29 protein-coding genes are annotated in these 26,582 nt (G+C 71.9%); 13 read left to right on the top strand and 16 right to left on the bottom strand.

The annotated features are described in order from the left end of the window. Positions 1 to 458 (bottom strand): Tim44/TimA family putative adaptor protein (locus tag MFF54_RS03955; protein ID WP_238301332.1); only part of this gene is annotated, 458 nt, incomplete at its 3' end. Positions 459 to 956: 498 nt separating this feature from the next. Here MFF54_RS03955 and secB point away from each other — a divergent pair. From secB to MFF54_RS03940, 3 genes are all read left to right on the top strand, one after another. Continuing rightward, positions 957 to 1,460 (top strand): protein-export chaperone SecB, encoded by a 504-nt coding sequence (gene secB, locus MFF54_RS03950; protein ID WP_238301331.1) that lies wholly within the window; start codon positions 957 to 959, stop codon positions 1,458 to 1,460. A gap of 252 nt (positions 1,461 to 1,712) precedes the next feature. Further along, positions 1,713 to 2,942 (top strand): MFS transporter, encoded by a 1,230-nt coding sequence (locus MFF54_RS03945; RefSeq protein ID WP_238301330.1) that lies wholly within the window; start codon positions 1,713 to 1,715, stop codon positions 2,940 to 2,942. 202 nt (positions 2,943 to 3,144) lie between these two features. Next, positions 3,145 to 3,648: a DUF3429 domain-containing protein gene (locus tag MFF54_RS03940; RefSeq protein ID WP_238301329.1), complete on the top strand. Its 504-nt coding sequence runs from the start codon at positions 3,145 to 3,147 to the stop codon at positions 3,646 to 3,648. Between the two features lie 74 nt (positions 3,649 to 3,722). On the opposite strand, the gene mnmE is transcribed toward MFF54_RS03940, so the two are convergent. Next, positions 3,723 to 5,036 (bottom strand): tRNA uridine-5-carboxymethylaminomethyl(34) synthesis GTPase MnmE, encoded by a 1,314-nt coding sequence (mnmE, locus tag MFF54_RS03935; RefSeq protein WP_238301328.1) that lies wholly within the window; start codon positions 5,034 to 5,036, stop codon positions 3,723 to 3,725. A gap of 125 nt (positions 5,037 to 5,161) precedes the next feature. On the opposite strand from mnmE, the gene bla reads away from it, so the two are divergent. The 6 genes from bla (at position 5,162) to MFF54_RS03905 (ending at position 9,004) form a co-directional block, all read left to right on the top strand. Further along, positions 5,162 to 6,076, top strand: coding sequence for a class A beta-lactamase (bla, locus tag MFF54_RS03930; RefSeq protein WP_238301327.1), 915 nt, complete (start codon positions 5,162 to 5,164; stop codon positions 6,074 to 6,076). A 4-nt stretch (positions 6,077 to 6,080) separates the two neighbouring features. Beyond that, positions 6,081 to 6,554: a Cys-tRNA(Pro) deacylase gene (gene ybaK, locus MFF54_RS03925; RefSeq protein WP_238301326.1), complete on the top strand. Its 474-nt coding sequence runs from the start codon at positions 6,081 to 6,083 to the stop codon at positions 6,552 to 6,554. Positions 6,555 to 6,629: 75 nt separating this feature from the next. Continuing rightward, positions 6,630 to 6,992, top strand: a complete 363-nt coding sequence (locus MFF54_RS03920; RefSeq protein WP_238301325.1) for a hypothetical protein — start codon at positions 6,630 to 6,632, stop codon at positions 6,990 to 6,992. Positions 6,993 to 7,079: 87 nt separating this feature from the next. Further along, positions 7,080 to 7,931 carry a pantoate--beta-alanine ligase gene (panC, locus tag MFF54_RS03915; RefSeq protein ID WP_238301324.1) on the top strand — a complete coding sequence of 284 codons (852 nt, stop codon included), beginning with the start codon at positions 7,080 to 7,082 and terminating at the stop codon, positions 7,929 to 7,931. A gap of 50 nt (positions 7,932 to 7,981) precedes the next feature. After that, the gene (locus MFF54_RS03910) at positions 7,982 to 8,569 is read left to right on the top strand and encodes a peroxidase-related enzyme (RefSeq protein ID WP_238301323.1); all 588 of its coding nucleotides are present in this window, start codon (positions 7,982 to 7,984) and stop codon (positions 8,567 to 8,569) included. 51 nt (positions 8,570 to 8,620) lie between these two features. After that, positions 8,621 to 9,004, top strand: a complete 384-nt coding sequence (locus MFF54_RS03905; RefSeq protein ID WP_238301322.1) for a nuclear transport factor 2 family protein — start codon at positions 8,621 to 8,623, stop codon at positions 9,002 to 9,004. Between the two features lie 15 nt (positions 9,005 to 9,019). Here the strand turns inward: MFF54_RS03905 and MFF54_RS03900 are convergent, their stop codons facing one another. From MFF54_RS03900 to MFF54_RS03850, 11 genes are all read right to left on the bottom strand, one after another. Further along, entirely contained in the window at positions 9,020 to 9,904 is an 885-nt protein-coding gene (locus MFF54_RS03900) for a transporter (protein ID WP_238301321.1), read from the bottom strand. 141 nt (positions 9,905 to 10,045) lie between these two features. Continuing rightward, entirely contained in the window at positions 10,046 to 11,341 is a 1,296-nt protein-coding gene (locus MFF54_RS03895; protein WP_238301320.1) for an extracellular catalytic domain type 1 short-chain-length polyhydroxyalkanoate depolymerase, read from the bottom strand. 44 nt (positions 11,342 to 11,385) lie between these two features. Further along, the gene (locus tag MFF54_RS03890) at positions 11,386 to 11,850 is read right to left on the bottom strand and encodes a ribbon-helix-helix domain-containing protein (protein WP_238301319.1); all 465 of its coding nucleotides are present in this window, start codon (positions 11,848 to 11,850) and stop codon (positions 11,386 to 11,388) included. A 103-nt stretch (positions 11,851 to 11,953) separates the two neighbouring features. Continuing rightward, positions 11,954 to 12,679, bottom strand: coding sequence for a DNA polymerase III subunit epsilon (dnaQ, locus tag MFF54_RS03885; RefSeq protein ID WP_238301336.1), 726 nt, complete (start codon positions 12,677 to 12,679; stop codon positions 11,954 to 11,956). A gap of 303 nt (positions 12,680 to 12,982) precedes the next feature. After that, positions 12,983 to 14,671 carry a methyl-accepting chemotaxis protein gene (locus tag MFF54_RS03880; protein WP_238301335.1) on the bottom strand — a complete coding sequence of 563 codons (1,689 nt, stop codon included), beginning with the start codon at positions 14,669 to 14,671 and terminating at the stop codon, positions 12,983 to 12,985. Between the two features lie 434 nt (positions 14,672 to 15,105). Continuing rightward, positions 15,106 to 15,729: a dephospho-CoA kinase gene (gene coaE, locus MFF54_RS03875; RefSeq protein ID WP_238301318.1), complete on the bottom strand. Its 624-nt coding sequence runs from the start codon at positions 15,727 to 15,729 to the stop codon at positions 15,106 to 15,108. Then, complete coding sequence (locus tag MFF54_RS03870) at positions 15,726 to 16,565, bottom strand: shikimate dehydrogenase (protein ID WP_238301317.1); 840 nt, start codon at positions 16,563 to 16,565, stop codon at positions 15,726 to 15,728. Before MFF54_RS03870 ends, coaE begins: the two co-directional genes overlap by 4 nt. A 13-nt stretch (positions 16,566 to 16,578) precedes the next feature. Continuing rightward, a complete protein-coding gene (locus tag MFF54_RS03865) occupies positions 16,579 to 17,592 on the bottom strand; it encodes a cation diffusion facilitator family transporter (RefSeq protein ID WP_370880162.1) in 1,014 nt (337 codons plus the stop codon). A 12-nt stretch (positions 17,593 to 17,604) separates the two neighbouring features. Further along, a complete protein-coding gene (locus MFF54_RS03860; RefSeq protein WP_238301316.1) occupies positions 17,605 to 18,225 on the bottom strand; it encodes a Maf family protein in 621 nt (206 codons plus the stop codon). Positions 18,226 to 18,480: 255 nt separating this feature from the next. After that, positions 18,481 to 18,912, bottom strand: coding sequence for a protoporphyrinogen oxidase HemJ (gene hemJ, locus MFF54_RS03855; protein WP_238301315.1), 432 nt, complete (start codon positions 18,910 to 18,912; stop codon positions 18,481 to 18,483). Between the two features lie 4 nt (positions 18,913 to 18,916). Further along, the gene (locus MFF54_RS03850; RefSeq protein WP_238301314.1) at positions 18,917 to 20,059 is read right to left on the bottom strand and encodes a uroporphyrinogen decarboxylase; all 1,143 of its coding nucleotides are present in this window, start codon (positions 20,057 to 20,059) and stop codon (positions 18,917 to 18,919) included. 585 nt (positions 20,060 to 20,644) lie between these two features. Between MFF54_RS03850 and MFF54_RS03845 the strand changes: the two genes are divergently transcribed. Further along, entirely contained in the window at positions 20,645 to 21,475 is an 831-nt protein-coding gene (locus MFF54_RS03845; protein ID WP_238301313.1) for a pyruvate, water dikinase regulatory protein, read from the top strand. Between the two features lie 222 nt (positions 21,476 to 21,697). After that, positions 21,698 to 22,051, top strand: a complete 354-nt coding sequence (locus MFF54_RS03840; protein WP_238301312.1) for a lysozyme inhibitor LprI family protein — start codon at positions 21,698 to 21,700, stop codon at positions 22,049 to 22,051. Positions 22,052 to 22,058: 7 nt separating this feature from the next. Here the strand turns inward: MFF54_RS03840 and hisG are convergent, their stop codons facing one another. Together hisG and MFF54_RS03830 are read right to left on the bottom strand one after the other, a co-directional pair. Further along, complete coding sequence (gene hisG / locus MFF54_RS03835) at positions 22,059 to 23,036, bottom strand: ATP phosphoribosyltransferase (protein WP_238301333.1); 978 nt, start codon at positions 23,034 to 23,036, stop codon at positions 22,059 to 22,061. A 2-nt stretch (positions 23,037 to 23,038) separates the two neighbouring features. Next, positions 23,039 to 24,172: an ATP phosphoribosyltransferase regulatory subunit gene (locus MFF54_RS03830; RefSeq protein WP_238301311.1), complete on the bottom strand. Its 1,134-nt coding sequence runs from the start codon at positions 24,170 to 24,172 to the stop codon at positions 23,039 to 23,041. A gap of 155 nt (positions 24,173 to 24,327) precedes the next feature. Between MFF54_RS03830 and MFF54_RS03825 the strand changes: the two genes are divergently transcribed. Both MFF54_RS03825 and MFF54_RS03820 read left to right on the top strand, forming a co-directional pair. Further along, positions 24,328 to 24,651: a type II toxin-antitoxin system RelE/ParE family toxin gene (locus tag MFF54_RS03825; RefSeq protein WP_238301310.1), complete on the top strand. Its 324-nt coding sequence runs from the start codon at positions 24,328 to 24,330 to the stop codon at positions 24,649 to 24,651. Next, entirely contained in the window at positions 24,651 to 24,944 is a 294-nt protein-coding gene (locus MFF54_RS03820; protein WP_238301309.1) for a helix-turn-helix domain-containing protein, read from the top strand. The genes MFF54_RS03825 and MFF54_RS03820 overlap by 1 nt, the downstream gene beginning before the upstream one ends. On the opposite strand, the gene hisS is transcribed toward MFF54_RS03820, so the two are convergent. Beyond that, entirely contained in the window at positions 24,945 to 26,492 is a 1,548-nt protein-coding gene (gene hisS, locus MFF54_RS03815) for a histidine--tRNA ligase (RefSeq protein ID WP_238301308.1), read from the bottom strand. Between the last annotated feature and the right edge of the window lie 90 nt (positions 26,493 to 26,582).

Raw genomic sequence — 26,582 nt, 5'->3', positions numbered from 1 at the left:
TTGCGCTCGCGCTCGGCGATCGCGCCCTCGAAGGCCTCGCCGACCTCCTTGGAGAGCAGGCTGCGCAGGGTCTTCCGGTCGCCCTTGGCGAAGGCGATCATGATCGCCTCGTAGGCGCTCTTGGCGCCTTCCAGGAACTCGCGCGGGTCGAAGTTCGGCTCGGCCTGCACCGCCGCCTCCAGGCCGCGGGCGACCGCGGAGCCCGGCTCGGCGATGCCGCGCCAGTCGCGGGCGGGTGCGGCCTGCGCGCGCTCGGGCGCCGCCCGGTCGGCCCCCGGCAGACGCACCACGTTGTCGCCCTCGCTCCGGGCCTGCGGCTCCGCCCGGCCCCGTTCGACCGGCTTGAACGGCGAGCGCTCGGCCCCCGTCTTCTGGCCGAGCACCGAGCGCAGGCGCCAGATCACGAAGACCGCGAGCGCCAGGAAGATGATGGTCGTGAGGTCGAAGGTATCCTGCATCACCGATCCGAGTGCCGGCTGCGGTGTGCCGGCGTCCAGAGAATTCCGCGCGGGGATCCTTGAGAACCTATCCCGCGGCGCCCCGTGAGAGTCCCCCGCGGAACGCCGCACCGGACCGGTGGACCGGGCAGACGTCGCACGACACTGCTCTTACCCGACCGCTGCGCGAGGTGCGAGCCGGATTCGCCGGACGAGTCGCCCGGACGATCCCCGCCATATGGGACGCGAGGCCGGTCGGTTCCAGCCGCCCCGGCCCGCTTCGGTGCGTCGCGGCACGCAGGGAGGCGCGCGGCAGGCCGATGAAGCGCCGGTGAAGGGATGACATCGGCCCGGCACCGGCCCACCATCCGCCGGCCCCGCTCGCTTGTTCCGCTGAGACGGGCATGTTAGCGGCCTGCCCGCCTGAATCGCGGGGCCGCGGCCCCGAATACCCGGCGCGCTTCGCACGACGGTGTCCGGCCCCGGCGCCGGCGCGACACTTTGAGGAGGATAACCGCCATGGCCGACTCTCCGGCTCCGAACGGCAACGGCGGCGCGCCGCAGGGCGAGGCTCCGCCCACGATCAACGCGCTGGCGCAGTACGCCAAGGACCTCTCGTTCGAGAACCCCAACGCGCCGCGCTCGCTCCAGCCCCAGGAGGGCCAGGGCCCGCAGATCAACATCCAGGTCAACGTCAACGCGCAGCAGCTCTCGGAGACCGACTTCGAGGTCGTGCTGGCGCTCGAGGGCGACGCCAAGGTCAACAACGAGGTCCTGTTCGCCTTCGACCTGAAGTACGCCGGCATCTTCCGGATGCTCAACATCCCGCAGGATCAGCTCCATCCGGCCGTGATGATCGAGTGCCCGCGCCTGCTCTTCCCCTTCGCGCGCCAGATCGTCGCCGAGGCGGTGCGCAACGGCGGCTTCCCGCCCCTCTACATCGACCCGATCGATTTCGTCGGTCTCTACCGCCAGCGCGCCTTCGAGGCGCAGCAGCAGGCCGGCGGCCCGCTCGCCTCCTGACGCACGGCCTCTCTCCCGCAGGAGAGAGCACGAAAGCGATCCGAATCCTCGACCCCGGCCGCACCAGCGACCGGGGTTTTTTCATGCCTATCCTTCATGGGTCCATTTCGGCTCCTCCAGTGTTACTTCCGGCAACGCCACGCTTCGCGCGGCACCTCCTGACCGCACTTGGCTGCACTTAGTCGCAGCTGGGCTTGACCGTCCGGTAAGGCGGCACAGGTCCGGCCCCTGACATCGGAACCCCAGGATCGCATGCTCGCCACCCATCACCTCGCCCTGATCAACGTCTTCACCGGCGACATTCAGGGCGGGCTCGGGCCGTTCCTCGGAACTTGGCTCGCGGAGTCGGCGCAGTGGAGCCCGGCCCGCGTCGGCTTCGTCACCACGCTCGTCGGCGTCGGCGCGCTGCTGCTGAGCGGACCCTTCGGCGCCCTGGTCGACCGGCTCGGGCGGCCGCGCCTCCTCATCGGTCTCGCCTGCGCGGCGATCCTCGGCGGGACCCTTCTGCTGCTGCCGGCCCGCAGCGTACCGGGCGTGTTCGCGGCGCAGATGCTGGCGGCGGCGGGCGGCACCCTCCTGCTGCCGGCCGTGACCGCGCTGACGCTCGGCATCGTCGGCAAGGAGCGCTTCCCGAAGCAGCAGGGGCGAAACCAGGCCTTCAACCATGTGGGGATCCTGCTGGCGGCCGGGCTGATCAGCCTCGGCACCGGCTGGTTCGGGCCGGCAGTGGCCTTCTGGGTGCTCGGCGCGATGGCGGTGCTGGCGATCGTCGCCACCGCAACGACGCCCGGCCACTGCTACAACGAGCGCCGGGCGGTCGGCTGGAAGGAGGATGCGGAGGACCAGCCGCAGCGGGCCGGCCTGAAGAGCGTCGTCGGCAACCGCAAGCTCTTGGTGCTGGCCGTGGCGCTGACCCTGTTCAACCTCGGCAACGGCGGCATGCTCTCGCTGCTCGGCCAGAAGCTGGTGGCGACCGCCGCCGACGCCACCAGCTGGACCGCGCGCTACGTGATGGTGGCGCAGCTCGTGATGGTGCCGGTGGCGCTCTTCGCCGGCTCGCTGGCCGACCGCAGCGGGCGCCGCAAGCTCCTGATGCTCGCCATCGCGGTGCTGCCGGTGCGCGCCGCCCTCTCGGCCTTCATCGACGACCCCTACTGGCTGATCCTCCCCGAGATCCTCGACGGCGTCGGCTCCGGCATCGTCGGGGTGGCGGTGCCGATCGTGGTCGCCGACCTGACCTGGGGCTCCGGCCGGACCCAGACGGCGCTGGGCTCGCTCAACGCGGTGCAGGGCATCGGCGGCGCGCTCTCGGCCTGGTACGGCGGGCTCGCCCAGCAGCTCCTCGGCTGGACCGGCGCGTTCCTGGCGCTGGGCGCACCCGCCCTGGTGGCGCTCGCTCTGGTCGTCTGGCTCGACGCGACGCCCGAGCCCGGTCGGCGCGCCCGGCGGCGGCAGGCCCGGACCGCCCCTCAGCCGGCCTGAGCCGCCTTGACCCGACCTCACGAAAGGTCGAGACGCGGAACCCCCGGGGGCCGGGCCTGTTGCGCCCCAGGTGTCCGCCCGGCACCGCCTTCGATCGGGTCGTGATCGGGGGCGGCTCCGGGTCCTTGTCTTGCCGCGCTCTCCGGTGCCGAACCGGCATCCACCTCGGCGGAGAGCGCCCAGCCCGAGTCCTGAGGCCCTGATGCTCGAGAACGCCACCGGCCGCACGCTGGTCACCGAGGAGCCGCGCGAGACGCCCTGGCTCAGCGTCGTCTTCGGCTACGGCCCGATGCTGCCCTTCGTGGCCGGCGCCGCCGCCGCGTGGTGGCAGCGGGGACAGTGGGACGAGCTGATCCTGCTCGCCACCATCCTGTACGGCGCGGCGATCCTGCTGTTCCTCTCGGGCGTCCGCCGCGGGGTCAGCTTCCGGACCGAGGGCGGCCCGACCTTCATGCAGATCGCCACGATGCTCGGCCTGTTCTGCCTCGGGCTCGGGGCGCTGCTGACCGTGGTGATCCTCGGCAACCGGGTGATTGCCCTCGACCTGCTCATCGCGGGATTCGTCGCCATCGCGATCCTGGACCCGATCGCCGCGCGCCGGGGCGAGGCACCCCTGTTCTTCGCGCGGCTGCGCCCGCTGCAGATTCCGATCGCGGTGCTCAGCCTCGTCGCCCTGCTCGTGCTGAAGCTGATGGCGCCGTACTGACCGTCGCGCTCTGCGGGAAGCGCTGCCGTTTCACGTGAAACGGACCCTTCACCATATGGGCCTGTCCTGCGAACTCACTTCCCGATGCAGAAGCTGGAGAACAGGCGGTCCAGCACGGCCTCCACGCTGACCCGGCCGCTCACTTCGCCCAGCGCGCGCGCGGCGAGGCGGAGATCCTCGGCCACCAGTTCCGGCAGGGCCTCCGCGCCGGCCCCTGCGACGCGGTCGAGATGGCCGGCACAGCGGGTGAGAGCCTCCCGGTGCCGCTCGCGGGTGACGATCCCCTCGCCCCCGCCGATCGCCGCTTCGGCGCGGCCACGGATCGCCTCCAGCAGGGCGTCCATGCCCGCGCCCGTGAGCGCCGAGATCGCCAGGGCTCCGGCCTGCCCCGGCGCCCCGCCGAGATCCGCTTTGGTCCGCACCCGCAGGAGGTCGACCGCCTCCGGCAGCGCCGCCGCCTCGCCCGCGGCGTCGAGCAGCAGCACGAGGTCGGCCTGGGCGATCCGGCGCCGGGTGCGCGCGATGCCCTCCGCCTCCAGCTCGTCCGCGGTCTCGCGCAGGCCGGCCGTATCGACGAGCAGCACGGGGAGGCCGCCGAGATCGAGCCGCACCTCGATCACGTCGCGGGTGGTGCCCGGACGATCGGAGACGATCGCCGCGTCGCGCCGGCTCAGCGCGTTGAGCAGGGTCGATTTGCCGGCGTTCGGGGCACCGGCCAGAACCACGGTGTAGCCCTCGCGCAGGCGCTCGCCCCGGCGCCCGTCGGCGAGCGCGGCCACAACGGCATCGCGCACGGCCGCGGCGCGCCCGATCAGGGCGCGGTCGAGGCCCGCGTCGTCCACGTCGCCCTCGTCGGAGAAGTCGAGGGCGGCCTCGGCCCCCGCGAGGCAGGCGAGGACCTCCTCCCGCCATGCCTCCACCTGCCGCCCGAGCGCGCCGTCGAGCTGGCGCAGGGCCTGCCGGGCCTGGACGGCGGTCTCGGCCTCGATCAGGTCGGCGATCCCCTCGGCCTCCGTGAGATCCAGGCGGCCGTTGAGGACGGCGCGCCGGGTGAAGGCGCCGGCCTCGGCCGGGCGGCAACCGGGGAAATCGGTGAGTGCCCGGATCACCGCGGCGCGCACCGCCGCGCCGCCGTGCAGGTGCAGCTCGGCCATGTCCTCGCCGCTGAAGGTGCCCGGACCCGGCATCCAGCAGACCAGCGCCTTGTCGAGCACGGCGCCGTTTTCCGGGTCGCGCAGGGTGCGCAAGGCGAGGCGGCGCGGCGGCGGCAGCGTCTGCCCGAGCGCCGTCAGCGCGGCCGCGCAGGCCGGGCCGCTCATCCGGATCACCGCGACCGCCGCCCGCCCGAAGCCGCTCGCCGGCGCGAAGATGGTGCTCTGGTCGTCCATGCGCCGCTGTTCCCGAGATCCGGGGCGGGCTCTATCACACTCGGGCGGCGCGGCGTGCGCGGGGCACCGTCGCGCTGCGGGCCCGGGGCAGAATGATGCGCCGGCGCGGATCGGGAGGACGAACCATGACCCATGCAGGCTCGGCGCCCACGCGCCGCGGCGTGGCCGGCTGGCTCGGTGCCGGCCTCGCCCTCGCGGCCTCCGGCCCGCTCCGGGCGGCGGGCGCGGAGGATCCGGCGACGCGCCTCGCGGCGCTGGCCGCGCAGGTCGGGGGGCGCGTCGGCGTCGCCCTGCGCGACACGGGAACGGGCGAGACCCTGCTGTCGCTGCGCGCGCAGGAGCGCTTTCCGCTCTGCAGCACCTTCAAGGTGCTCGCCGCCGCCGCGATTCTGGCGCGGGTGGAGCGGGGCGCGGAGCGCCTGGAGCGCGCGCTGCCGCTCGGCGCGGACGACCTGCAGAGCTACGCGCCCGTTGCCCGCGCAAAGGTCGAGGCCGCCGGCGGCCGGACCCTGATGAGTCTGGAGGAGGCCTGCGCCGCCGCTCTCGTCTGGAGCGACAACACGGCCGCGAACCTGCTCCTCGACGCGCTCGGCGGCCCGGACGCGCTCACCGCCTTCCTGCGGGAACAGGGCGACGCCACCACCCGCCTCGATCGGCGGGAGCCGGACCTGAACACCGCGATCCCGGGGGACCCGCGCGACACCACCACGCCCGCCGCGATGGCCGCGACCCTCGACCGGCTGCTGCTGCGAGACGGTCTCGCCCCCGCCTCCCGGGCGCGGCTGGAGGGCTGGATGCGCGACTGCCGCACCGGCCTGAAGCGCCTGCGCGCCGGTCTGCCCGCCGATTGGACGGTCGGCGACCGCACGGGCAGCGGCGACAACGGCACCGCCAACACCGTCGCCCTTCTGCGCCCGCCAGGACGTGCGCCGCTCGTCGCCACGGTCTACATCACCGGGGCCGCAGGGCCGGTCGAGGCGCGCGACGCAGCCCATGCCGAGATCGGCCGGATCGTCACGGCGCGCGTCGCAGGATCCTGACTCGATGGCCAAGGCCACCCCCGCCACCCGGGCGCTCGACAAGCTGGGCGTCCCCTACAGTCTGCACACCTACGCCTACGATCCGGAGGCGCCGCGCATCGGTCTTCAGGCCGCGGAGGCGCTCGGCGTCGGCCCGGACCGGGTGCTCAAGACCCTGATGGCCGCGGTCGACGGCAAGCCGGTCTGCCTTCTCGTCGCCTCCGACAAGGAGGTCAGCATGAAGCGGGTGGCCGCGGCCTTCGGCGGCAAGGCGGCCGCGATGCTGAAGGTGCCCGATGCCGAGCGGCTGACCGGCTACCATGTCGGTGGAATCAGCCCGCTCGGACAGAAGAAGGCGGTGCCGACCGTGATCGACGCGGACTCCCTGGCGACGGATGCGGAGATCCACGTGAACGGCGGCGGCCGCGGCCTCCAGATCCGCATCCGGCCGGACGATCTGCTGCGTGCGCTGGGCGCGCGAACGGCGGAGCTCGCTTGAGCGGTTAACCGCGCGTTTACCCTGGCCGTCCCACGCTCGGCGCACGCTTGGTGGGGGTTCAGGGTTCGGGTGAGGATGCGCGCGAGCCTGGCCCTCGGAATCCTGCTCCTCGGGGTGGCGCCCCTCGGCGCGGCCGATCTCCTCGACCGCCCGCCCCCACCGCCCGGTTTCGGTCCGCCCGCTGCTGGTCCGCGCTGCGCCGCCCCGCGCTACTTCCCCCGCGGCGACGGCGAGGAGGCCGTGGCCCGCTGCGCGCCCCCCGTGCGGGCGCCGGTCGCCTGCGTGCCGCGGCGCGCGCCCGTGCCGACGGACGCCCCGAACGATCCGAGCTATGTCGGCTCGGCCTACGGCTTGGGCAAGCCGAGCTATTACGGCTTCACCCCGCCGCTCGGCTGGGACGACCCGTTCGATCGGGCGGTGCTGCCCTACTGCCCCTAACGGGGGTGCCCCTGACGGATATCGGGCTGGTGCGGCGCGGGAGGGCGGATTAAGTCACGGGCACCCACCGAGCCGGAGCCCCGTCCCGTGTCGCGTTCCCCCCTGTCGCCGCAGCGTTTCTCCGACCTCGACGCCCTGCGGGCGCAGGTCGCGGCGTGGCGCGCGGCCGGCGAGCGGGTCGTGCTGGTGCCGACCATGGGCGCGCTGCATGTCGGCCACCTCGCCCTGGTGGCGGAGGCGCGGCGCGTGGGCCGGGCCGTGGTCAGCATCTTCGTGAATCCGACCCAGTTCGGCCCGAGCGAGGACTTCTCGCGCTATCCGCGCGACGTGGAGGCCGATCTCGCCCGCCTTGCCGAGGCGGGTGCGGACGCTGCCTGGACGCCCGATGTCGCCACCATGTACCCACCGGGCTTCTCCACCCGCATCGAGGTCTCGGGGCTGACGGAGGGTCTGTGCGGCGCCTACCGGCCCGGCCACTTCTCGGGCGTCGCCACGGTGGTGACGAAGCTGCTCAATCAGGTCAGGCCCGACATCGCCCTGTTCGGCGAGAAGGATTTCCAGCAGTTGCAGGTGATCCGGCGCGTGGTGGCCGATCTCGACATGGGCGTGGAGATCCGCGGCGTGCCGACGATCCGGGAGGCGGACGGCCTCGCCCTGTCCTCGCGCAACCGCTACCTCACGCCGGAGGAGCGTGCCGCCGCGCCCAGGCTCCACGCGGTGCTCGCCCGGATCGCCGAGGCCGTGCGTGGGGGCGCCGAGACGGCGGCCCCATGCGCGGCCGGCATCGATGAGTTGGAGGCGGCGGGCTTCCAGGTGCAGTATCTGGCCGTCTGCGACGCTGAAACGCTCGCGCCGGTCGCCCGGATCGCGGGGCCGGCCCGGGTTCTGGCGGCGGCCTGTCTCGGCCGCACCCGTCTCATCGACAACCTGCCGGTCTAGCGGCCGCGCCCGATGCTCCTAACCGGCGGGACCCCAGTGGAGACAGCCCCATGCCCAACGCGACAGGCGTCCCGGTCAGCCGCTACCCGGTCCCCGCGCTCGACGCGATGCCCGAGGATATCCGAGCCCGCGTCCTGAAGGTGCAGGAGAAATCCGGCTTCATCCCCAACGTCTTCCTGATGCTGGCCTATCGCCCGGACGAGTTCCGCGCGTTCATGGCCTACCACGACGCCCTGATGGACAAGCCCGGCGGGCTCACCCAAGCCGAGCGCGAGATGATCGTGGTGGCGACCTCGGCGGCGAACCAGTGCCAGTACTGCGTCATCGCCCACGGCGCGATCCTGCGCATCCGTGCCAAGGACCCGCTGATCGCCGATCAGGTGGCGGCGAACTACCGCAAGGCGGACATCTCACCGCGCCAGCGCGCAATGCTCGACTTCGCCATGAAGGTCTCGCAGGAGGCTCAGGACGTCGGGGAGCCCGACAGCGCAGTGCTGCGCGGGCACGGATTCAGCGACGACGACATCTGGGACATCGCGGCGATCGCGGCCTTCTTCGGCATGTCGAACCGTCTGGCCAACTTCACCAGCCTTCGCGTCAACGCGGAGTTCTACGCGCTGGGACGCGGCCGGTCCTAAGGATCTCGCAGAGGCTCCTCCGGCAGACAGGCCCTCACGAGAGAGATCGGCATGAGCGACCTTGCGCGGAACAAGGCCAACGCGATCGCCTTCTACGAGCTGATGTTCAACGATTGCCGGCCAAGCGAGGCCATCGCCCGCTACGTCGGTGCGGAGTACATCCAGCACAACCCGCACGTGGCGACCGGCAAGGACGGCTTCGTCGCTTATTTCGAGCACATGGCCCGCGCGTGGCCGGGCAAGCGGGTCGAGGTCAAACGGGCGATCGCCGAGGGCGATCTCGTCGTTCTGCACTGCCTGCAGCACTGGCCGGGCGACCACGATTACGCCGCCATCGACATCTTCCGGCTGGACGATGACGGGAAGATCGTCGAGCACTGGGACGTGCTGCAGGTTCTGCCGGAGACGTCGGCCAACCCGAACGGGATGTTCTGAGGGCGCCCGCGCCCCTCAGAACTTGCGGGCGAGCGGGCGCGGCGCCTCGTTCGTCTCACCGTGGATCGGCACGATCACGCGCAGCCAGCCGCGGGTCTCGAGGCCGCCGTAGTTCCGCTCGACCACGTCGCGGGTGACGTAGGCCTGCAGGTTCACCGGCCCGAAATTGTAGCCCACGAGGCCGCCCACCGCGAACTGGCCCTGGCGCCGGTAGGTCGGATCCGCGCGCGCCGAGAGGTCGGTCGAGCCGAAGGCCACGGGACCCACCTCCCACTTGCCGAACTTCTTCGTCGCCGTGAGGTCGAGGTTGAGGAAGTCCGGGTAGAAGGCGCCGGTCGGCGAGCGCGTCTCGAAGAAGGTGCCGTAGAGGAAGTGGGCCGTCAGGTTCAGCCCGTCGCCGTTGTAGGTCAGGCCGAAGCGCTGGTGCAGTACGGGATTGCGGATCGCGAAGGCGGTGTCGCTCGGCATGTAGCCGCCGAGCAGGTAGCTGACATTGAAGTGGTTCGGCAGCTTCCAGGCCACCTGCGCGGCGATCAGGGTCTGGCCGAACCCGCTCTGGTAGGCCGCCCCGCGCGTGCTCTGCGCGGTGACCGGCTGCAGCACCACGAATTGCAGCCGCCCGCCCGCAACCTGCCAGGGCGTCGCCCAGAGGAAGGAGGGCAGGTTGACGTTGGACTCGGAGCCGCGCGGGCTCGTGTCCCGCACGCCGAAGCTCGACGTGTCGATGAAGTAGAGGCCGACATCGAGCGGCGCGCCGACCGGCAGGCCGACGGTCTGGCCCGGCTGGGCCGAGGAGGCGGCCTCGGCGGCGCCCGCTGCCAGGATCAGGAGCCCCGCGCCGGCGAGGCACCGGACCGGCAACGGGGCCGACCCCCGGGAAACGAACCGCTGCCCGCTCATGCCGCTCTCGACGCTTCCGCCCCGATCCGGGACCACGGGACCTGCTTGGCGGGTTTCGAGCCGGCATGCACGCCGTCCCGGGGTCGCGGCGCGCGATTCGGGGTCGGGCGTGGCGCCCGCGGCACAGGCGAGGGTTGCGGATCAGCCGCGCCCCTCCAGCCGGTGCCGGGCGAAGAAGTCGAGCATCGCCCGGGAGGCGTCCGGGCCGCGCGGGTCGGTATAGCTGCCGCGCGGGCTGCCGCCGGACCAGGCATGGCCGCCGCCGCGCACGCGCCAATCCTCCAGAAGAACCCGTCCGCTCCGGTCGCGGTAGCGGGTGCGGGTATAGGGATGGCCTTCCCCCGCGAAGGGCTCGGGGGCGCCGTCGAGTCCGGCCGCCCCCGCCTGGGCCAGCACGAGATCGGCGTTGCGGGCGCTCACCGTGCCGTCCTCGTCGCCGTGGAACACGATGGTGGGCACGCGCACGGTCGGCGAGGAGCCGGCGGAGGAGCCGGCGATCTCCGCGCCCGCCGCGCCCGAGCGCATCGCCATCAGGGCGGAGGTGAGGTCCCGGGCGCAGCCCGCCGCGAGGCCCGAATGGACGCCGACCGCCGCGTAGAGGTCCGGATAGGCGCGGGCGATGTTCGCGGCCGCGGCCCCGCCCGCCGAGAGGCCCGCGATGTAGACCCGGGCCGGGTCGAGCCCGTGCTCGGCCACGATCGCGCGGGTCATGTCGGCGATGATCGCGGCCTCACCGGATTCGCGGCCCTGGTCGCGCGGCTCGAACCAGTTCCAGCAGCGCTGCCCGTTGGCGCGGCGCGACTGGCCCGGATAGACGACGTACACGCCGTCCCGCTCGGCGAGCGCGTTCATGCCCGTGCCGGCGGCGAAATCCTCCGGCGTCTGGGTGCAGCCGTGCAGCATGACCACGAGCGGCGCCGGCATGCGCGGCTGGCTCGGGACGAAAAGCTTGTAGTCGCGCCCGCCCGCCGAGCAGGCGAAATGCCCGTCCGTGAAGCTGCCTCCGGAGGTGTCCTCGGGCGCATGGCCGGGGGCATGCGGCGCCGGGTGGGCCGGCCCGCGAGCGAGATTGTCGAGGCCCAGGTTATCAAGGCCAAGGCCTTCGAGCCCCTTCAGCACTGGGGCCACGCCGCGCCCGAACCCGCGCACGACGCTGTCGACGGCCGCACGGACCCGCTCCGGCGAGAGCGTGGAGGCGGCAGAGGATGCAGCAGAGGATGGAGCCGGCTCGGCCCTGTCGGCACGTCCCTGCCCCGCGGGGGGTGGCAGAGCGGGTGTTCCAGCCGGCGCGGCGCTCCGGGACGGCCCGGCACCGAGGCCGAGCAGCGTGCGCTGGATCAGTGCCGTCGACTCCTCCAGGCGGCCGAGGCGCGTCAGACGCGCCGCCTCGACCATGGCATCGAGGGGGGCGGCCCTCCGGTCATCGGAATCGGTCATGCTGGCCTCGCGGCTGGATGGAAGGGGGGTGGGCGGCGCGGGTCTCAGCGCAGCCGGTCGGCGAGGGCGGCCCGGACCGCCGGGCTGGCCTGCAGGCTGCCGAGCACTTCCAGGGAGGCGATGGCGGCACGGGCGAGGTCGGGCGTGACGTCGGGCGCGATGCTGGCGAGGCCGAGCACGCGGATGTCGAGGCGGCGGCCTTCGCCCAGAGCCGCCTCCAGGTCGGCCCGGTCGATCCGGCGCAGGCCGAGTTCGACGCTGCGCCGCGCCACGGACTGGCGCGTCACCTCGGCGTGGCGCTCGATCTGGTTGCGGATCGCCGTGCGGATGAAGTCGCTGCGGTTGGCGTAGACGCCCTCGGCCACCAGCAGGTCGACATGGCCGAGGTCGATCGGGCCGAGATTGATCGTGATCTTCTCGCTGTCGCCGATCCGGACCGGCGCACGGTTCTCCGGCCGGGCCGCGTCGGGCCGCAGGTCGATCGGCCTATCGGTCGGCAGGTCGAGCATCGAACCATCTCCTCACCATCCAGTGGGATGGATATGGGATGTTCGTTGTGCGCCGCAATAGGGAATGACGCAGCGCAGCAATCACGCGGCGCCGGGTCGCGTCTCAGGCCGGCTCGTCGGCTCCGATATACTCGCCCCAGATCGCGTTCGGGCCCAGGCTTGCCCGGAACGCGTCGTGCCGGACGCGCTCCTCCGCCTTGAGGCGGGCGCGCAGCGGCCGAGGACCGCGGTCGATCGGGCCGGCCTCGCCCGCCGCCGCGTCCACCGCCTGCTCCTCCGCGGCCAGGCCGAGCGCGAGGCCGGTCTGCTTGCCGCCGAGCAGCTCGATATAGACCTCGGCCAGGATCTGCGCGTCGAGGAGCGCGCCGTGCTTGGTGCGGCGGCTCCGGTCGATGCCGTAGCGGTTGCACAGCATGTCGAGGCTGTTGCCGGCACCCGGATGCTTCTTGCGGGCGAGGATCAGCGTGTCGACGACGTCCTCCAGCCGGATGGCGGGCGGGGCGGCGGCACCGAGCCGGCCGTACTCCATGTTGAGGAAGCCGACGTCGAAGGGCGCGTTGTGGATCACCAGCGGGGCATCCCCGCAGAAGGTCACGAAGTCGGCGACGATGTCGGCGAAGAGCGGCTTGTCGGCCAGGAAGGCGTCGGACAGCCCGTGCACCGCGAAGGCGTCCGGATGCACTGCCCGCTGCGGGTTGACGTAGCGGTGGAAGGTGCGCCCGGTCTGGACGTGGTTGACGAGCTCGACGCAGCCGACCTCGATCAGGCGGTCGCCGTTCTTCGCGTCCGTTCCGGTGGTCTCGGTATCGAGAACGATTTCGCGCAGCATCATCCAGAACCCTGGCCCGGTCGAGCCTAACCGATAAGCGCGGCCGGGTTAACCGAGTGCGTGGCAGGGTCCCGAGCGCGGCCGCCCACCGGGCCGCGGATCACCGGGCCGTCGCGACGGAGCGGTCGCCTGTCCGGGCCCGTCGGCGCCATGTCGGCTCTATCTCGGCTCTGTCTCGGCCGCGATCCACACCGTCGTTGAGGGCGTCCGGGAGGCCATCCGGCAGGAGGAGAGACCGTCCCTCCGTCTGGACGCACCTTGGAGGACGTGGATCGCGGCCATAGTCGCCTCGGGCCATTCGCCTCAGGCTGCGCGGACGGACGCGAGGAAACGCTGCACCTCGGACGAGAGATGCTCCGACTGGCGGGACAGCTCGGAGGCCGAGACGAGGACTTGGTTGGCGGCCGAACCCGTCTCCTCGGACGCCTGCGCCACACCCGCGATGTTGCTCGTGACCTCGGTCGTCCCGACCGAGGCTTGACCAACGTTGCGCACGATCTCCTGCGTGGCCGCGCCCTGCTCCTCGACGGCGGCCGCGATCGTCGCCGCGACGGTGTTGATCTGCTTGATGCGCGTCGTGATCGAACCGATCGCGCTCACGGCCTGTCCCGTCGTGCCCTGGATGTTGCCGATCTGGCTGGCGATCTCGTCCGTGGCCCTGGCGGTCTGGTTGGCGAGTTCCTTCACCTCGGCGGCCACCACCGCGAAGCCCCGGCCCGCCTCGCCGGCCCGCGCCGCCTCGATCGTGGCGTTCAAGGCCAGCAGGTTGGTCTGGGCCGCGATGGTCGAGATCAGCTGAACGACGTCGCCGACCTTGGTGACGGCCTTGCTCAGCTCATGCACCTGCGCCGCCGTCTCGTCCGACTCGCTCACCGCAGCGCGGGCGAGATCGGCCGAACCGGTCACCTGCCGACCGATCTCCTGCACGGACGCGCCCAGTTCCTCGGCCGCCGAGGCGACGGTGTTGACGTTGGTCGAGGCCTGCTCCGCCGCCGCCGCAACCGTCGTCGACTGGTTGGCGGTCTCCGTTGCGGAGGAGGTCAGGTGCTGTGCCGTCGCTTGCAGCTCGGTGGCGGAGGACGACACGAGGCTGACAATCCCCCCGACCGCGCGCTCGAAGCCGTCCGCGAGCGCGATCATCGTGCGCTTGCGCTCGGCGGCCGCGGCAGCGTCGGCAATCTGTCTGCGCTCGGCCTCCTCTGCGGCCTTCTTCGCAACCATCGCCTTGATGCCCTCGACCGCGCGGCCCACGGCGCCGATCTCATCCCCGCGTGCGGCCTCCTTGATCTCCGCCTCGATCTCGCCCTGGGCCATGCGCTGAAGGACACCGACCAAGCTGCCGAGCGGACGCGTGATGCCCACGATGACGATCGTGGCGGCGAGGCCGAGCGCGACCGCCAGACCGACGGCGGTGGAGGTGACCAGGAGCGTGGTCGCTTCGCTGGCCTGCTCCTGCGCCTCGTCCTTGGCCTCCTTGAATTGCTGCGTCAGAAGCTCGAGCCGAGGCTGAACCGCATCGCGGACCCGCGCACGCCCCACGGCGCCTTCGACCAGGGCGACCCTGGCCGCGGCCGCGCCCTCGTTCCTCAATCCGAGTTCCGTCGACCTGTCCATGATAGCGAAGTACTCCTCCACGAGCTTGCGTAGGCTTTGGTTGGCTTCTCGACGCTCTTTCGTATCTGCGAGGGAGATCAACTTATCCAATGCTGCGTAAGCCGAATTTTTTGCAACTTCATATCTTGATTTGTATCTTTCCATCTCTGGATCGCGCGTTTCAATGATGATATTTCGATTGATAACAGTAGCCTCGTTCACGAAAATACGGACGTTGAGGATGTTTTCGAGTCGTGCCGCCTGTACTTCGACGATCTGTTCGGACCGTGTTGCAAGCTCATTCAAGGCGCTGTGTGCGTAGAAAACGAGTCCAAGAGCGAGAACGACCATGATCACAAGTGGAGCGGAAGACTTTACGACTAGTCTACAGTTGCGCATCAGGCTTTTCACGGGCGGTCTCCTTCGGCTCAGTCATTGAAAGCGACTCCGTAAGTGTGCTTTGAGGTGGTTAAAAATCGCAGAAAATAGGAAACAATTTCTATGACGTTGATCTTTACTATACAACCGATGATAGAATTACGCGGCCTGATTTCAGTAATCGGGTAATTCTTGACTCATTTTCGCATCAAGCACGGATATCCGACCGGACAATCGGACAGAAATTTTGATTGATCCTGAACAAATCCAGCGGCTTCACGCAGCAACGAGGCCGAACGAGAACGCGATCTTCCTATGGCCATCGATCATCGATGTCCGAATTCTGGTCGCGTCCGACTGTCTTCATCGTTCGTCGCGACGTCACAGACGCGCCGAATACATGCTCCGCGACCGCAGGAGACCTTTGACCCGGTCGCGCGGACCCGGTCCCGGTCCTAGGACGGCCTGACCCGCGTCCCGGATCCGACCGCCGCGATCAGCCGGTCGACCTCCGCCTCGGCCGCGGCGAAGCCCTGGCTCGTGTCGATCACGAAATCGGCCCGCGCGCGCTTCTCGGCGTCCGGCATCTGCTTGGCGCGGATCGCCGCGAGGGCGGCGTCCGTCATGCCGGGGCGGGCCAGCACCCGGGCGCGCTGCACCTCCGGCGGCGCGGTGACGACGAGCACCGCGTCGCAGCGGCGCTCGCCCCCGGTCTCGTAGAGGAGCGGGATGTCGAGGACCACCAGTGCCGCCCCAGCGTGGCGGGCGAGGAATTCCTGCGCGACCTGCCCGACCAGGGGATGCACGATGCGCTCCAAGGCGGTTAGGCGCTCGGGCCGGTCGAGCACCGCGTCGCGCAAGGCGCCCCGGTCGACCGAGCCGTCCGGCGTGAGCGTGCCGGGGAAGGCCGCGCCGATCGCCGCGGCCGCCGCGCCGCCCGGCCCGTAGAGGCGGTGCACGGCGGCGTCCGCGTCGTGGACCGGCACGCCGCGCGCCGCGAACATCGCCGCGGTCGCGGACTTGCCCATGCCGATCGAGCCGGTGAGGCCGAGCACGAAGGGGCGGGTGGGCGCGCTCATCGGGCGGCCAGATCCGCCACGATCGCCGCCCGCAGGGCCGGCGTCACGGCGGGCCGGACGCCGAACCAAGCCTCGAAGCCCGGCACCGCCTGGTGCAGCAGCATGCCGAGCCCATCCACCGCCGCGAGGCCGCGGGCGCGGGCGGCTGCGAGCAGGGGCGTCTCCAGCGGCGCGTAGACGATGTCGGCGACCGCGGCCCGCTCCGGCAGCGGCGCGAGGTCGAGGCTGAGCGGCGGCTGCCCCTTCATGCCGAGCGCGGTGGTGTTCACGAGGAGGCCCGTGCCGGCGAGCGCCGCCGGGATCTCCGCCCAGGGCAGCGCATCAGCGATCCCGGGGGCGAGGGCCGCCACCGCCGCGGCCCGCTCCGGGCTGCGGTTGGCGACCCGGATCCGCGCGAGCCCGCGCTCGGCGAGCCCGACGACGATGGCGCGGGCCGCCCCGCCCGCCCCCAGCACCAGCGCCGTGCCGCCCGTCCGGTCCGGCCAGTCGGCCCCCAGGCTCTGGTCGAGATGGGCGACGAAGCCCGGCGCGTCGGTGTTGTCGCCGAGGATCGTACCGTCCGGCCGCAGCACCAGCGTGTTGACGGCCCCGATCCGTTCCGCCCGCGGCGTCAGCGCATGGCTGAGCGCGTGCGCCGCCTCCTTGTGCGGGATCGTGACGTTGCCGCCCGCATACCCCGAGGCGGCCAGGTTCCGGACGAAGCCCGCGAAGGCCTCGGGCGGCACGTCCACGCGCTCGTAGGTGCCGCTAACCCCGTGCTCCGCGAGCCAGTGCCCGTGGATCAGCGGCGAGCGCGAGTGGGCGATCGGGTGGCCGACGACGAAGGCGCGTCTCATCGGGAAGATCCGGTCATGGCTGGCAGGCTTCGTTCAGCCGGCAGGGCGGACCGCCGGCCTCCTCGATCTGCAGGGTGGCGTGATGGATGCCGAAGCGGGCGCGCAAGGTCTCGGCGGCCTCGATGAGGAAGCGGTTGCCGGGATGGCCGCCCGCCATCACCAGATGGGCGGTCAGCGCCGTCTCGGTGGTGCTCATCGGCCAGATGTGGAGGTCGTGCAGGCCGGCCACGCCGGGCCGGGCGCGGAGCCAGTCCGCGACCGCCTCCGGGTCGATGCCGGGGGGCACCGCATCGAGGGACAGGGTCACGCTGTCGCGGAGCAGGCCCCAGCTCGCCCAGACGATCAGGCCGCCGATCGCGAGGCTCACCGCCGGGTCGATCCAGGTCATCCCCGTGAGCCAGATCGCGAGGCCCGCCAGCACGACGCCCGCCGAGACCGCGGCGTCGGCCGCCATGTGCAGGAAGGCGCCGCGGATGTTGATGTCGCCCTTGGCGCCCGAGGCGAAGAGCCAGGCGGTGAGGCCGTTGATCAGGATGCCGATGCCCGCCACCACCATCACGGTCACGCCCGCGACGGGCTCGGGATGGACGAGGCGCCAGGCCGCCTCCCACAGGATGGCGCCGACCGCCACCAGCAGGAACACCCCGTTGAACAGGGCGGCGAGGATCGAGGAGCCGCGCAGGCCGTAGGTGAAGCGCGCGCTCGGGGCGCGGCGCACCAGCACCGAGGCCACCCAGGCGACGAGGAGGCCGAGCACGTCCGAGAGGTTGTGGCCGGCATCGGCCACCAGCGACATCGCGTTGCTGGCCCAGCCGTAGCCGGCCTCGATCAGCACGAAGGCGGTGTTGAGCCCGATGCCGAGCGCGAAGGCGGTGCCGAAGCGCGCGGGCGCGTGGATATGCCCGTGACCGTGGCCATGATTGTGCCCGGCGCCGCCGTGGCTGTGGCTGTGGCGGCGGGCGACCGGCCCGTGATCCGTGCCGTGGTCCGGGTGGTCGTGCGCGCCGTGATCGGGGTGATCGTGCAAGCGGGCCGCTCCTCAGAAGCGCAGCCAGCCGTCGGCGCGCAGATGCGCCAGCAGCGGCAGCAGCGGCAGGCCCAGGATCGTGCTGTGCTCGCCCGCGACCGCCTCGAACAGGTGGATGCCGAGCCCTTCGAGCTGGTAGCCGCCGACGCTGGCGCGGACCCGGGCCTCGCCGGCGCACGTCACATAGGCCGCGATCTGCCGCTCATCGAGGGGGCGCACGGTGAGGCTCGCCGTCTCGACGCCGGCCGCGACGACCGCGCCGCCATGCGCCAGCGCGTAGGCGGCGTGGAGCTGGTGGGTGCGGCCCGCGAGCCGGGCGATCTGATCGCGGGCGGCATCGGCGTCGGCGGGCTTGTGGAAGACGGTCGCGCCCAGCGCCAGCACCTGGTCGGCGCCGAGCACGAGCCGGTCCGGGTGGCGGCGCGCCACCGCCAGCACCTTGGCCTCGGCGAGGCGCCGGGCGAGGTCGGCGGGCGCGAGGCCGGCGCTCGCGGCCTCGACCGCGCGCTCGTCCACCTCCGGCGCCTCGGTCTCGACGGGCAGGCCCGCGCCTTCCAGCAGGGCGCGGCGGGTCGGGCTGGTGGAGGCGAGGAGGAGCGGCTTGGGGCCGAGCCAGGGCGAGAGCGGGGTCATCGGCCCAGTGTCACGGATCGCGGCGCCGCCGCAACCCGCGGGACGCCCGCGAACCCCGCCGCCCCGAGGAGGGAGGGGGCGGCGAGGCTGCCGGGAGGCCGATACGCAACGTGGCCCTGACGCCAAGGTGCCAGGACGGAGTTAGCCAAAGGTCAACGGGGGATGGGGACGGGTGTCCCAGGATACGGGAGGGACACCGCGCGCGATCCCCCTCCCCCGCAGAGGGGGAGGGAGAGGACGTGGGATTGTCCTCGCTCAGAACCCCGGCTTCACCACCGCCAGGATCACGATGGCGATCATCAGGAGCGTCGGCACCTCGTTGATCACGCGGTAGAACCTGTCGCCCCGCGTGTTCCGGTCGGCGGCGAAGTCCTTCACCGTGCGGGCCAGGAAGCCGTGGGCGCCGCTCATCGCCAGCACCAGCACGAATTTCAGCTGGAGCCACAGGCTCGCGTAGTAGCCGCTCATCCAGGCCAGCGTCAGGCCGAAGACCCAGGTGGCGATCATGGCGGGCGTCATGATCGCCTTGAGCAGGCGCCGCTCCATCACCTTGAAGGTCGCCGACTGCGCCTCCGAGCCCGGCGGCAGGGCCGCGTGGTAGACGAAGAGGCGGGGCAGGTAGAGCATCGCCGCCATCCAGGCGATCAGCGCGATGATGTGGAGCGCCTTGATCCAGTCGTAGAGCACGCGATCAGCCCCGCAGCCGCGCCAGCATCCGCTCGACATGCGCCACCGGCGTCTGCGGGGTGATGCCGTGGCCGAGATTGAAGATGTGGGGCACGCCGACGGTCGCCCGCAGGATCGCGTCCACCTCCGCGTCCAGCGCGTCGCCGCCCGCGATCAGCGTCTCGGGATGCAGGTTGCCCTGGGTCACGGTGGCGTTCGGCACGCGGGCGCGCAGCGCGGCGAGATCGACGCCCCAATCGACGCCCACCGCGTCGGCACCCGTCTCCGGCACGACGCGGGCGTGGCCCTCGAGACCGGAGCCGCGCGCGAAGACGATGATCTTCGCGTCCGGCACCTCGGCGCGGATGCCCGCGATCATCCGGGCGATCGGGCGGAACGACCAGCGCGTCAGCGCGTCCTCCGGGGCGTCCGCGGGCAGCGCGCTCTCGGTGACGTCGCCGACCGGCTCCACCGGGTCGCGCCCCGCCGCATCCGGGCGCGGCAGAGCCCGCGGCAGGGTGCCGGCATGGGACTCGAAGATCTGCACCGCGTCGGCCCCGGCCCGGAGCTGGCGCACGAGGTATTCCGTCTGCACCGCGACCAGCCGGTCGATCAGCGCGTCGACGAGCGCCGTGTCGCCCTCGGCGAGCGCCCGAGAGGGGGCGAGGTCGGGCGTGCCGCGCCCGCCGATCATGTAGCTCGCCACCGTCCAGGGCGCGCCGCAGAAGCCGAGCAGCGTGGTCTCGGCCGGCAGCTCCGCCCGCAGGCGCCCGACCGTCTCGAAGACGGGGGCGAGATGGGCGAACACCGCCGGGTCGTCGCCCTGGCGCAGGCGGTCGAACTCGGTCCGGCCGGCCATCGGGTCGAGCCGCGGCCCCTCCCCTTCCACGAAGCGCACGTCCTGACCCAGCGCGTGCGGCACCACGAGGATGTCCGAGAACAGGATCGCCGCGTCGAAGCCGAAGCGCCGGATCGGCTGCAGCGTCACCTCGACGGCGAAGTCCGGGCTGTAGCAGAGGTCGAGGAAGGATCCCGCCTCCGCGCGGGTCGCCCGGTACTCCGGCAGGTAGCGCCCGGCCTGCCGCATCATCCAGGCGGGCGGGGGCGAGACGGGCTCGCCCGCCAGCACCCGCATCAGCTTGCGGTTCGTCCCCTGACCCTCTGCCATTCCGCTCCCCGATCACGGCACCCGAACCGGGGCCGTCCTTCCGAAAACCCTTTCGGCCCCCGACGGGCGCCGTCTTCCGATAGAACCCCCGAGCCCGCCCCGCAGGACGGGGCGCGACGGCGCCGTCCCCACACCGGCCCTATCTAAGAGAAGAGAGAATCTAGGACTCTGTTTTTTCTATTGGAGGCTGGATGGCGGGACCGCAACCTCGTCCACAGGCCGTCCCCGCCGCCACGGCGTTAAGAGGGCTTTAACAGGTTCGCTCTAATGTCCGGGATAGGCTCGGCCCCAGAAGGCCTTGGACGCTGGTGACGCCCGAGCGGCGTGTCCGCGTCCCGGATTCTCCCACGCGCCCGGAATCCGGATCGTTTGCCGGCGCGCCTGTTGAGCGCGGAGTCGACGGCCGGGACGGAGCCGGCGCTGGACCCGGCCCCCGGGGCATCCTATCCACATCCATCGACTCCCCTGACGGCTCCCGGTGGATAAGAGCCTCGCACGAAACCTCCGCTGCGTCGGCGCGCAGATGAGGGCTCCCGGTGGCCGGGCGTTTCGTGCGAGGCTCCGGCCGGGCCCTGAGGCGACCGGATGAGCCGCAGCTACTTCCACCTCCACCTCGTCTCCGACTCGACCGGCGAGACCCTGATCAATGTCGGTCGCGCGGCGGCCGCCCAGTACGAGGGGGTCTCGGCGATCGAGCACGTCTACCCGCTGGTGCGCTCCGGCTCGCAGCTCGAGCGGGTGATCTCGGAGATCAAGGCGGCGCCGGGACTCGTGCTCTACACGCTGGTCGGCGGCGATCTCGGCGAGCGGCTGGAGAGCGCCTGCCGCGAGAGCGGCTCGCCCTGCCTCTCGGTGCTGCAGCCGGTGCACGCGCTGCTGCAATCCTACCTGGGCGCGCCGGTGGCCGCGCGGCCGGGCGCCCAGCACATGCTGAACGCCGAGTACTTCAAGCGCATCGACGCGATGAACTTCACGCTGGCGCACGACGACGGCAACCTGCCGCACGATCTGGAGGAGGCGGACGTCATCCTGCTCGGCGTCAGCCGCACGTCGAAGACGCCGACCTCGATCTATCTGGCCAACCGCGGTCTGAAGACCACGAACCTGCCCCTCGTCCCCGGCGTGCCCCTGCCGCCGGAACTGGAGCGGGCCAAGCGCCCCCTGATCGTCGGGCTGTTCGCGAGCCCCGAGCGGATCGTGCAGATCCGCCAGAACCGGATCCTCAGCCTGCAGGCGGACGAGTCGACCACCTACGTGGACCGCGTCGCGGTGGCCGACGAGATCACGGCCTCGCGCCGGCTCTTCACCCGAAACCGCTGGCCGACCATCGACGTGACCCGCCGCTCGATCGAGGAGACCGCGGCCGCGATCCTCGACCTCTACCGCGACCACCGGCTGAAGTTCATCGCGACCTGAGGGCACGCGGGCTCGCCGGATCCTGTGATCGGAGGATCCCGTCGGAGACCTGCGGTTCCGGCTCACCCACGCCCGTGCCCGGATCGCCTTCCGCTGCCGCTCCAGGCCGCCGGGAAAGCGGCGGTGCCTGAACCGGCAGGCTCGGCGGCAGCGGGTCGAAACGAGCGCTTAACCAAGCCGGCGCGGATCGGGAGCCTTCGGGCCCCCGCCCCGTTGTCGCGCATGTCCACGCTGTTCCGTACCCTGCCGCTCCTCGCCCTGCTGGCGAACCCGCTTCTCACCGCCCCCGCGCACGCCGCGAGCTTCGCCTGCGACAAGGCGGAGACACCCGACGAGACGGCGATCTGCAAGACGCTCGCGCTCAACGACCGCGACGTCGAGATGGCGACGCGCTTCGAGATCCTGAAAGAGGTTCTGCCGATGGGCGGGCGCACCAAGATGCAGGAGGACCAGGAGACGTGGCTGAAGGAGCGCCGCACCTGCGCCGCCGACGTCGCCTGCCTGCGCGACCTCTACGACGCCCGGCTCAAGACCCTGCGCGGCCTGCTCGCGGAATTCGCCAAGCAGGGGCAGTGACGCGGTTTCAGAGCCGCGCCAGCAGCCGCTCCGCCAGCGGGTTCTCGGCCGCGAAGGCGTAGTCGATGCGGCGCACGCTGACCGCCCGGGCGCCCGCCCGCACCAGCGCGTCGGCGAGGTCGAACACCGCGGCCTCGGGGCAGCGCAGCACGATCTCGCCGTCAGCAGCCCGCGGCGCGCCGTAGGGCAGCTCGGCCTCGTGCAGCCCGGCGATCGTCGCGAGGTCGATCGCCCCGTCCTCCGGCAGGCCGGCACGCACCTCGCGGGTGGTGCGGGCGCGCTCCTCGGCGGCGATCCGGCCCATCACGGCCCGGAAGGCGGCGCGCTGGGCCGCGCCCCAGGGGGCGTTGAGCGAGGCGACGAGGTTCGCCTCGGAGCGCAGGATGATGCCGTCGTCGAGGATCTTCAGGGCGTTGGCGGCGAGCGTCGCGCCGGTCGTGGTGATGTCCACGATGATCTCGGCCGAGCCGGCCGCGGGCGCGCCCTCGGTGGCGCCCAGGCTCTCCACGATGCGGTAGTCCGCGACGCCCTTCTCGGCGAAGAAGCGCCGGGTCAGGTTCACGTACTTCGTGGCGATGCGCAGGCGCCGGCCGTGGCGGGCGCGCATCTCGGCCGCGACCTCGTCGAGGTCGCTCATGGCGCGGACATCGATCCAGGCCTGGGGCACGGCGACCACCACCGTGGCGTTGCCGAAGCCGAGCGGCGTCAGGAGCTCGACCTGGCCGCGGGCGTCCGGCAGGCTCTCGCGGATCAGGTCCTCGCCGGTGATGCCGAGATGGGCGGCACCGGAAGCCAGCTGGCTCGCGATCTCGGAGGCCGAGAGGTAGCGCACCTCGACGCCCGGCACCCCGACGAGCTTGCCCCGGTAGTCGCGCGCGCCCGAGCCTTGCGCGAGCTTGAGCCCGGCGCGGCCGAAGAAGGCGTTGGCGTTCTCCTGCAGCCGGCCCTTCGAGGGCACGGCCAGGACGAGAGGCGATTCGGACAGGCTCACCGGGCCCCTCCCACGACACGATCGACCCAGAAGGTGCAGCCCACAGCCGGCTGCGGCTCGGGCGCCCCGAGATGCGTCAGCAGCCCGTCGTAGCGCCCGCCGCCGACGAGGACGGGCCGGTCCGCGCCCCCCGTCACCTCGAAGATGAAGCCCGTGTAGTAGTCGAGGTTGCGCGCGAAGCCGCCGCTGAAGCGGAAGGCGTCGAGCGCGAGGCCGCGGGCCGCGATGAAGCCGTTGCGCTCCTCGAACAGGTCCAGGGCCGCCGCGACGGCGTCGTGCCGGATGCCGGCCTCCGCGACGAGCGCGCGCAGGCTCCGGGCCGCCGCGTCCGGATCGCCGGCGATCGCGCTGTAGCGCTCGATCACCGCGCGGTTCTCGGCGTTGAGCCCGGCCCCGCCGCTCGCCTGGGCCGAGGCCTTGGCGAGGAAGCGCTCGGCGATCTCGCCGGCCGAGCGGCCGCCCACCGCCGAGATGCCCGCGATGGCCAGCACGTCCTCCACGAAGGCGCGCACGCCGCGCGGGTCCTGGCCCTGGATCGCCGCGAGCAGGCCCGCATGCGGGTCCTCAGGCGTCGCCGCGTTGGTGATGCCGTCGAGGGAGCGGCCGGCGGCGAGCGCCCGGAGCGTGCGCCTCTTGGCGGCCGGCGGCACCCCGAGCCCGTCGAGGAGCGCCACCGTCAGGCCCATGTCGCCGAGGCGGACGACCGGGCTCGCGTGGCCGAACAGCGCGAGCCCTTCGAGCGCCAGCCCCAGCACCTCCGCGTCGGCGGCCGGGATGTCGGTGCGCCCGATCGACTCGATGCCGGCCTGAAGGAACTCGTCGGGCTCCTCCGCGGCGAGGCGGAAGACGGGGCCGAGATAGCCGTAATCGGCCTGCGCCCCCGCTCCGCGCGCGCGGTGCAGGCGGCAGACGGGGATCGTGAATTCGGGCCGCAGGCACATCTCGGCGCCGGACACGTCCTGCGTCACGAAGATGCGCCGGCGGATGTCCTCGCCGGAGAGTTCGAGGAAGGGCTCGATCGGCTGCAGCACGGGCGGGGTCACCGGCGCGTAGCCGGCCGCCGTCAGATGCGCGAGCAGCCGCGCCTGCGCAGCCCCATCCGCCCCCGTCTCCGCTTCCGGTCGTGTCATCGGCTCCACTCGCCCGTGTCCGGCGGCTCTGTAGCAACCGCGATGGGGCTTGGCGACCTTTTCGGGCCGGTGCGCGGGTCGAACGAATCGCGGAGGGGGAATGCGGGCGATCGCGAAGGCTTGTGCAATGCCGATTTTGATATAAATTACCCCCTATGCCCTGGCAGGTCGAGATCCTTGACGAGACGGTGCTCGGGGAACTCGATGCCTGGCCGCCGAAGGTTCGGGCGGCCTTGGACAAGATCATCGAGCGGATCGAGAGTCTCGGGCTCGAGGCCTTGCATCCGCCCTTCGTGAAGCACCTGCAGGGCAAGCTCTGGGAGATGCGACCCGGCGCGGCCGGCAATGAGGGCCGTGCCCTCTACGTGACCGTCACCGGCCAGCGCGTGGTGATCGTCGTGGCCTTCATGAAGAAGAGCCAGAGGACGCCGAAGCGCTGGCTGGATCTCGCTCTCGAACGCGCGAAGGGTATTGCGTGATGACGATCCCGTTTAAAACCGTGCGCGCGCGCTGGCAGGCGGATCCCGCCTACAGAGCCGCCCATGCGGAGGTCTCACCCGAGATGGAGCTGGCTTTCGCCATGGCGGAGGCGCGGCAACGCGCGCACCTCTCCCAGGCCGAGGTGGCGGAGCGGATCGGCACGTCGCAGGCCATGGTCGCCCGCTGGGAGACCGGCCGGTCGGCACCGACCACAACGTCCCTGCGCCGCTTCGCCGAGGCGACCGGCGCGCGGCTCAGCATCACCTTCGGCAGCGCTGCGCGGCGGGCTTGATCACCCCTCCGGAAAGTGCTGCGCCAGCACCTCGCGCACCCGGGCGACCATCTCGGATTCCGGGCACGAGAACTGCGCCGGCCGCGCGGCCTTCCACTCGGCGTTGCTGGCGATGTTCTCGGCGGCGCGCGCGCCCTCGATCAGGTCCTTGACCTGGACCTCGTTGGCCGCGCGCTCGTTCGAGCCCTGGATGATCGCCACCGGCGCCCGGCGGCGGTCGGCGTACTTCATCTGCGCCTTCATGCCGGCCCCGCCGAGATAGAGCTCGGCCCGGATGTTCTCGGCGCGCAGAGCCGCCACGAGGCGCTGGTAGTCGGCGATGTTCTCCCGGTCGAGCACCAGCACGACCACGGGGCCGGGCTTCCTCGCTCCGCCGAGCAGCGGGCTGCCCACGAGCTGGAGCGCCGAGAACAGCCGCGAGACGCCGATGGAGAAGCCGGTCGCCGGGACCGGCTCGGGCCGGAAGCGCCCGACGAGGCCGTCGTAGCGCCCGCCGCCCGCGACCGAGCCGAAGCGCACCACCTGGCCGTCCTCGTTGGTCACCGGGAAGGTCAGCTCCGCCTCGTAGACGGGCCCCGTATAGTACTCGAGCCCGCGCACCACGCTGGCGTCCGCCCGGATCCGGTCGTGCCCGTAGCCGGCCGCCTCGCAGAGCCGCATGATCGCGTGGAGTTCCGCGATGCCCTCCCGGCCCGTCTCCGAGGTGCCGACGACGTCCTGCCAGGAGCCGAAGAACTGCTCCCAGAAGGCGAGCCGGTCGGCGCCCGCATCGGCGGAGGGCTGGAAGGCCACGTAGGCCAGGATGCGGCGGATCTGCTCCGCGTCGAGGCCCGCGCCCTTGGTGAAGTCGCCGCTCTCGTCCTTGCGGCCGGCGCCCAGCAGCTGGCGCACGCCGTCGGCCCCGAGACGGTCGAGCTTGTCGATGGCGCGCAGCACCGTCAGGCGCTGGCCGGCCTTGTCGTCCCCCGCGAGCCCGATGGCCTCCATCACGCCGTCGAGCACCTTGCGGTTGTTGACCTTGACGACGAACTGGCCGGCGAGCCCGAGCTTCTCCAGCGTGTCGGCCATCAGCATGCAGGTCTCGGCATCCGCCGCGACCGAGGACGCGCCGACGATGTCGGCGTCGAACTGCATGAACTGGCGGAAGCGGCCCGGTCCCGGCTTCTCGTTGCGGAAGACGTAGCCGGCGCGGAAGCTGCGGTAGGGCTTGGGCAGGCTGTCGTAATGCTCGGCCACGAAGCGGGCGAGCGGCGCCGTGAGGTCGTAGCGCAGCGAGAGCCACGACTCGTCGTCGTCCTGGAACGAGAACACGCCCGCGTTCGGCCGATCCAGATCGGGCAGGAACTTGCCGAGGGATTCGGTGTACTCGACGAACGGGGTTTCCAGGGCCTCGAAGCCGTAGAGCTCGAAGCTCTCGCGGATGCGCTCCAGCATGCGGTGCTGGGCGGCGATCTCGTCCTCGCGCCGGTCGACGAAGCCCCGCGGCAGGCGGGGCTTCAGGGTGTCGGCCTTCTTGATATCGGCCTTCTTGGGATCGGCCTGGGACATAGCAGGAATTCGCTTCGTGTCGGAACGGGTTGCCCGGGCTCTAACGCAGGGCGCCCGCGGCGGTTGCCGTGCGCGGGCGCCCTGCGTTAG

Source organism: Methylobacterium gregans (genome assembly GCF_022179245.1).
Lineage (GTDB): Bacteria > Pseudomonadota > Alphaproteobacteria > Rhizobiales > Beijerinckiaceae > Methylobacterium > Methylobacterium gregans.
This window is presented reverse-complemented; position numbering and strand designations above follow the sequence as displayed.

Coding starts and splice junctions, on each gene's coding strand:
- MFF54_RS03910 (WP_238301323.1), top strand. CDS start 7,982: ATGCCCAACGCGACAGGCGTCCCGGTCAGCCGCTACCCGGTCCCCGCG.
- MFF54_RS03845 (WP_238301313.1), top strand. CDS start 20,645: ATGAGCCGCAGCTACTTCCACCTCCACCTCGTCTCCGACTCGACCGGC.
- MFF54_RS03860 (WP_238301316.1), bottom strand. CDS start 18,225: ATGACCCCGCTCTCGCCCTGGCTCGGCCCCAAGCCGCTCCTCCTCGCC.
- dnaQ (WP_238301336.1), bottom strand. CDS start 12,679: ATGCTGCGCGAAATCGTTCTCGATACCGAGACCACCGGAACGGACGCG.
- MFF54_RS03830 (WP_238301311.1), bottom strand. CDS start 24,172: ATGACACGACCGGAAGCGGAGACGGGGGCGGATGGGGCTGCGCAGGCG.
- MFF54_RS03880 (WP_238301335.1), bottom strand. CDS start 14,671: ATGCGCAACTGTAGACTAGTCGTAAAGTCTTCCGCTCCACTTGTGATC.
- MFF54_RS03825 (WP_238301310.1), top strand. CDS start 24,328: ATGCCCTGGCAGGTCGAGATCCTTGACGAGACGGTGCTCGGGGAACTC.
- MFF54_RS03870 (WP_238301317.1), bottom strand. CDS start 16,565: ATGAGACGCGCCTTCGTCGTCGGCCACCCGATCGCCCACTCGCGCTCG.
- MFF54_RS03900 (WP_238301321.1), bottom strand. CDS start 9,904: ATGAGCGGGCAGCGGTTCGTTTCCCGGGGGTCGGCCCCGTTGCCGGTC.
- MFF54_RS03920 (WP_238301325.1), top strand. CDS start 6,630: ATGCGCGCGAGCCTGGCCCTCGGAATCCTGCTCCTCGGGGTGGCGCCC.
- hisS (WP_238301308.1), bottom strand. CDS start 26,492: ATGTCCCAGGCCGATCCCAAGAAGGCCGATATCAAGAAGGCCGACACC.
- MFF54_RS03940 (WP_238301329.1), top strand. CDS start 3,145: ATGCTCGAGAACGCCACCGGCCGCACGCTGGTCACCGAGGAGCCGCGC.
- MFF54_RS03905 (WP_238301322.1), top strand. CDS start 8,621: ATGAGCGACCTTGCGCGGAACAAGGCCAACGCGATCGCCTTCTACGAG.
- MFF54_RS03850 (WP_238301314.1), bottom strand. CDS start 20,059: ATGGCAGAGGGTCAGGGGACGAACCGCAAGCTGATGCGGGTGCTGGCG.
- coaE (WP_238301318.1), bottom strand. CDS start 15,729: ATGAGCGCGCCCACCCGCCCCTTCGTGCTCGGCCTCACCGGCTCGATC.
- ybaK (WP_238301326.1), top strand. CDS start 6,081: ATGGCCAAGGCCACCCCCGCCACCCGGGCGCTCGACAAGCTGGGCGTC.
- mnmE (WP_238301328.1), bottom strand. CDS start 5,036: ATGGACGACCAGAGCACCATCTTCGCGCCGGCGAGCGGCTTCGGGCGG.
- secB (WP_238301331.1), top strand. CDS start 957: ATGGCCGACTCTCCGGCTCCGAACGGCAACGGCGGCGCGCCGCAGGGC.
- MFF54_RS03890 (WP_238301319.1), bottom strand. CDS start 11,850: ATGCTCGACCTGCCGACCGATAGGCCGATCGACCTGCGGCCCGACGCG.
- MFF54_RS03895 (WP_238301320.1), bottom strand. CDS start 11,341: ATGACCGATTCCGATGACCGGAGGGCCGCCCCCCTCGATGCCATGGTC.
- bla (WP_238301327.1), top strand. CDS start 5,162: ATGACCCATGCAGGCTCGGCGCCCACGCGCCGCGGCGTGGCCGGCTGG.
- MFF54_RS03820 (WP_238301309.1), top strand. CDS start 24,651: ATGACGATCCCGTTTAAAACCGTGCGCGCGCGCTGGCAGGCGGATCCC.
- MFF54_RS03840 (WP_238301312.1), top strand. CDS start 21,698: ATGTCCACGCTGTTCCGTACCCTGCCGCTCCTCGCCCTGCTGGCGAAC.
- MFF54_RS03945 (WP_238301330.1), top strand. CDS start 1,713: ATGCTCGCCACCCATCACCTCGCCCTGATCAACGTCTTCACCGGCGAC.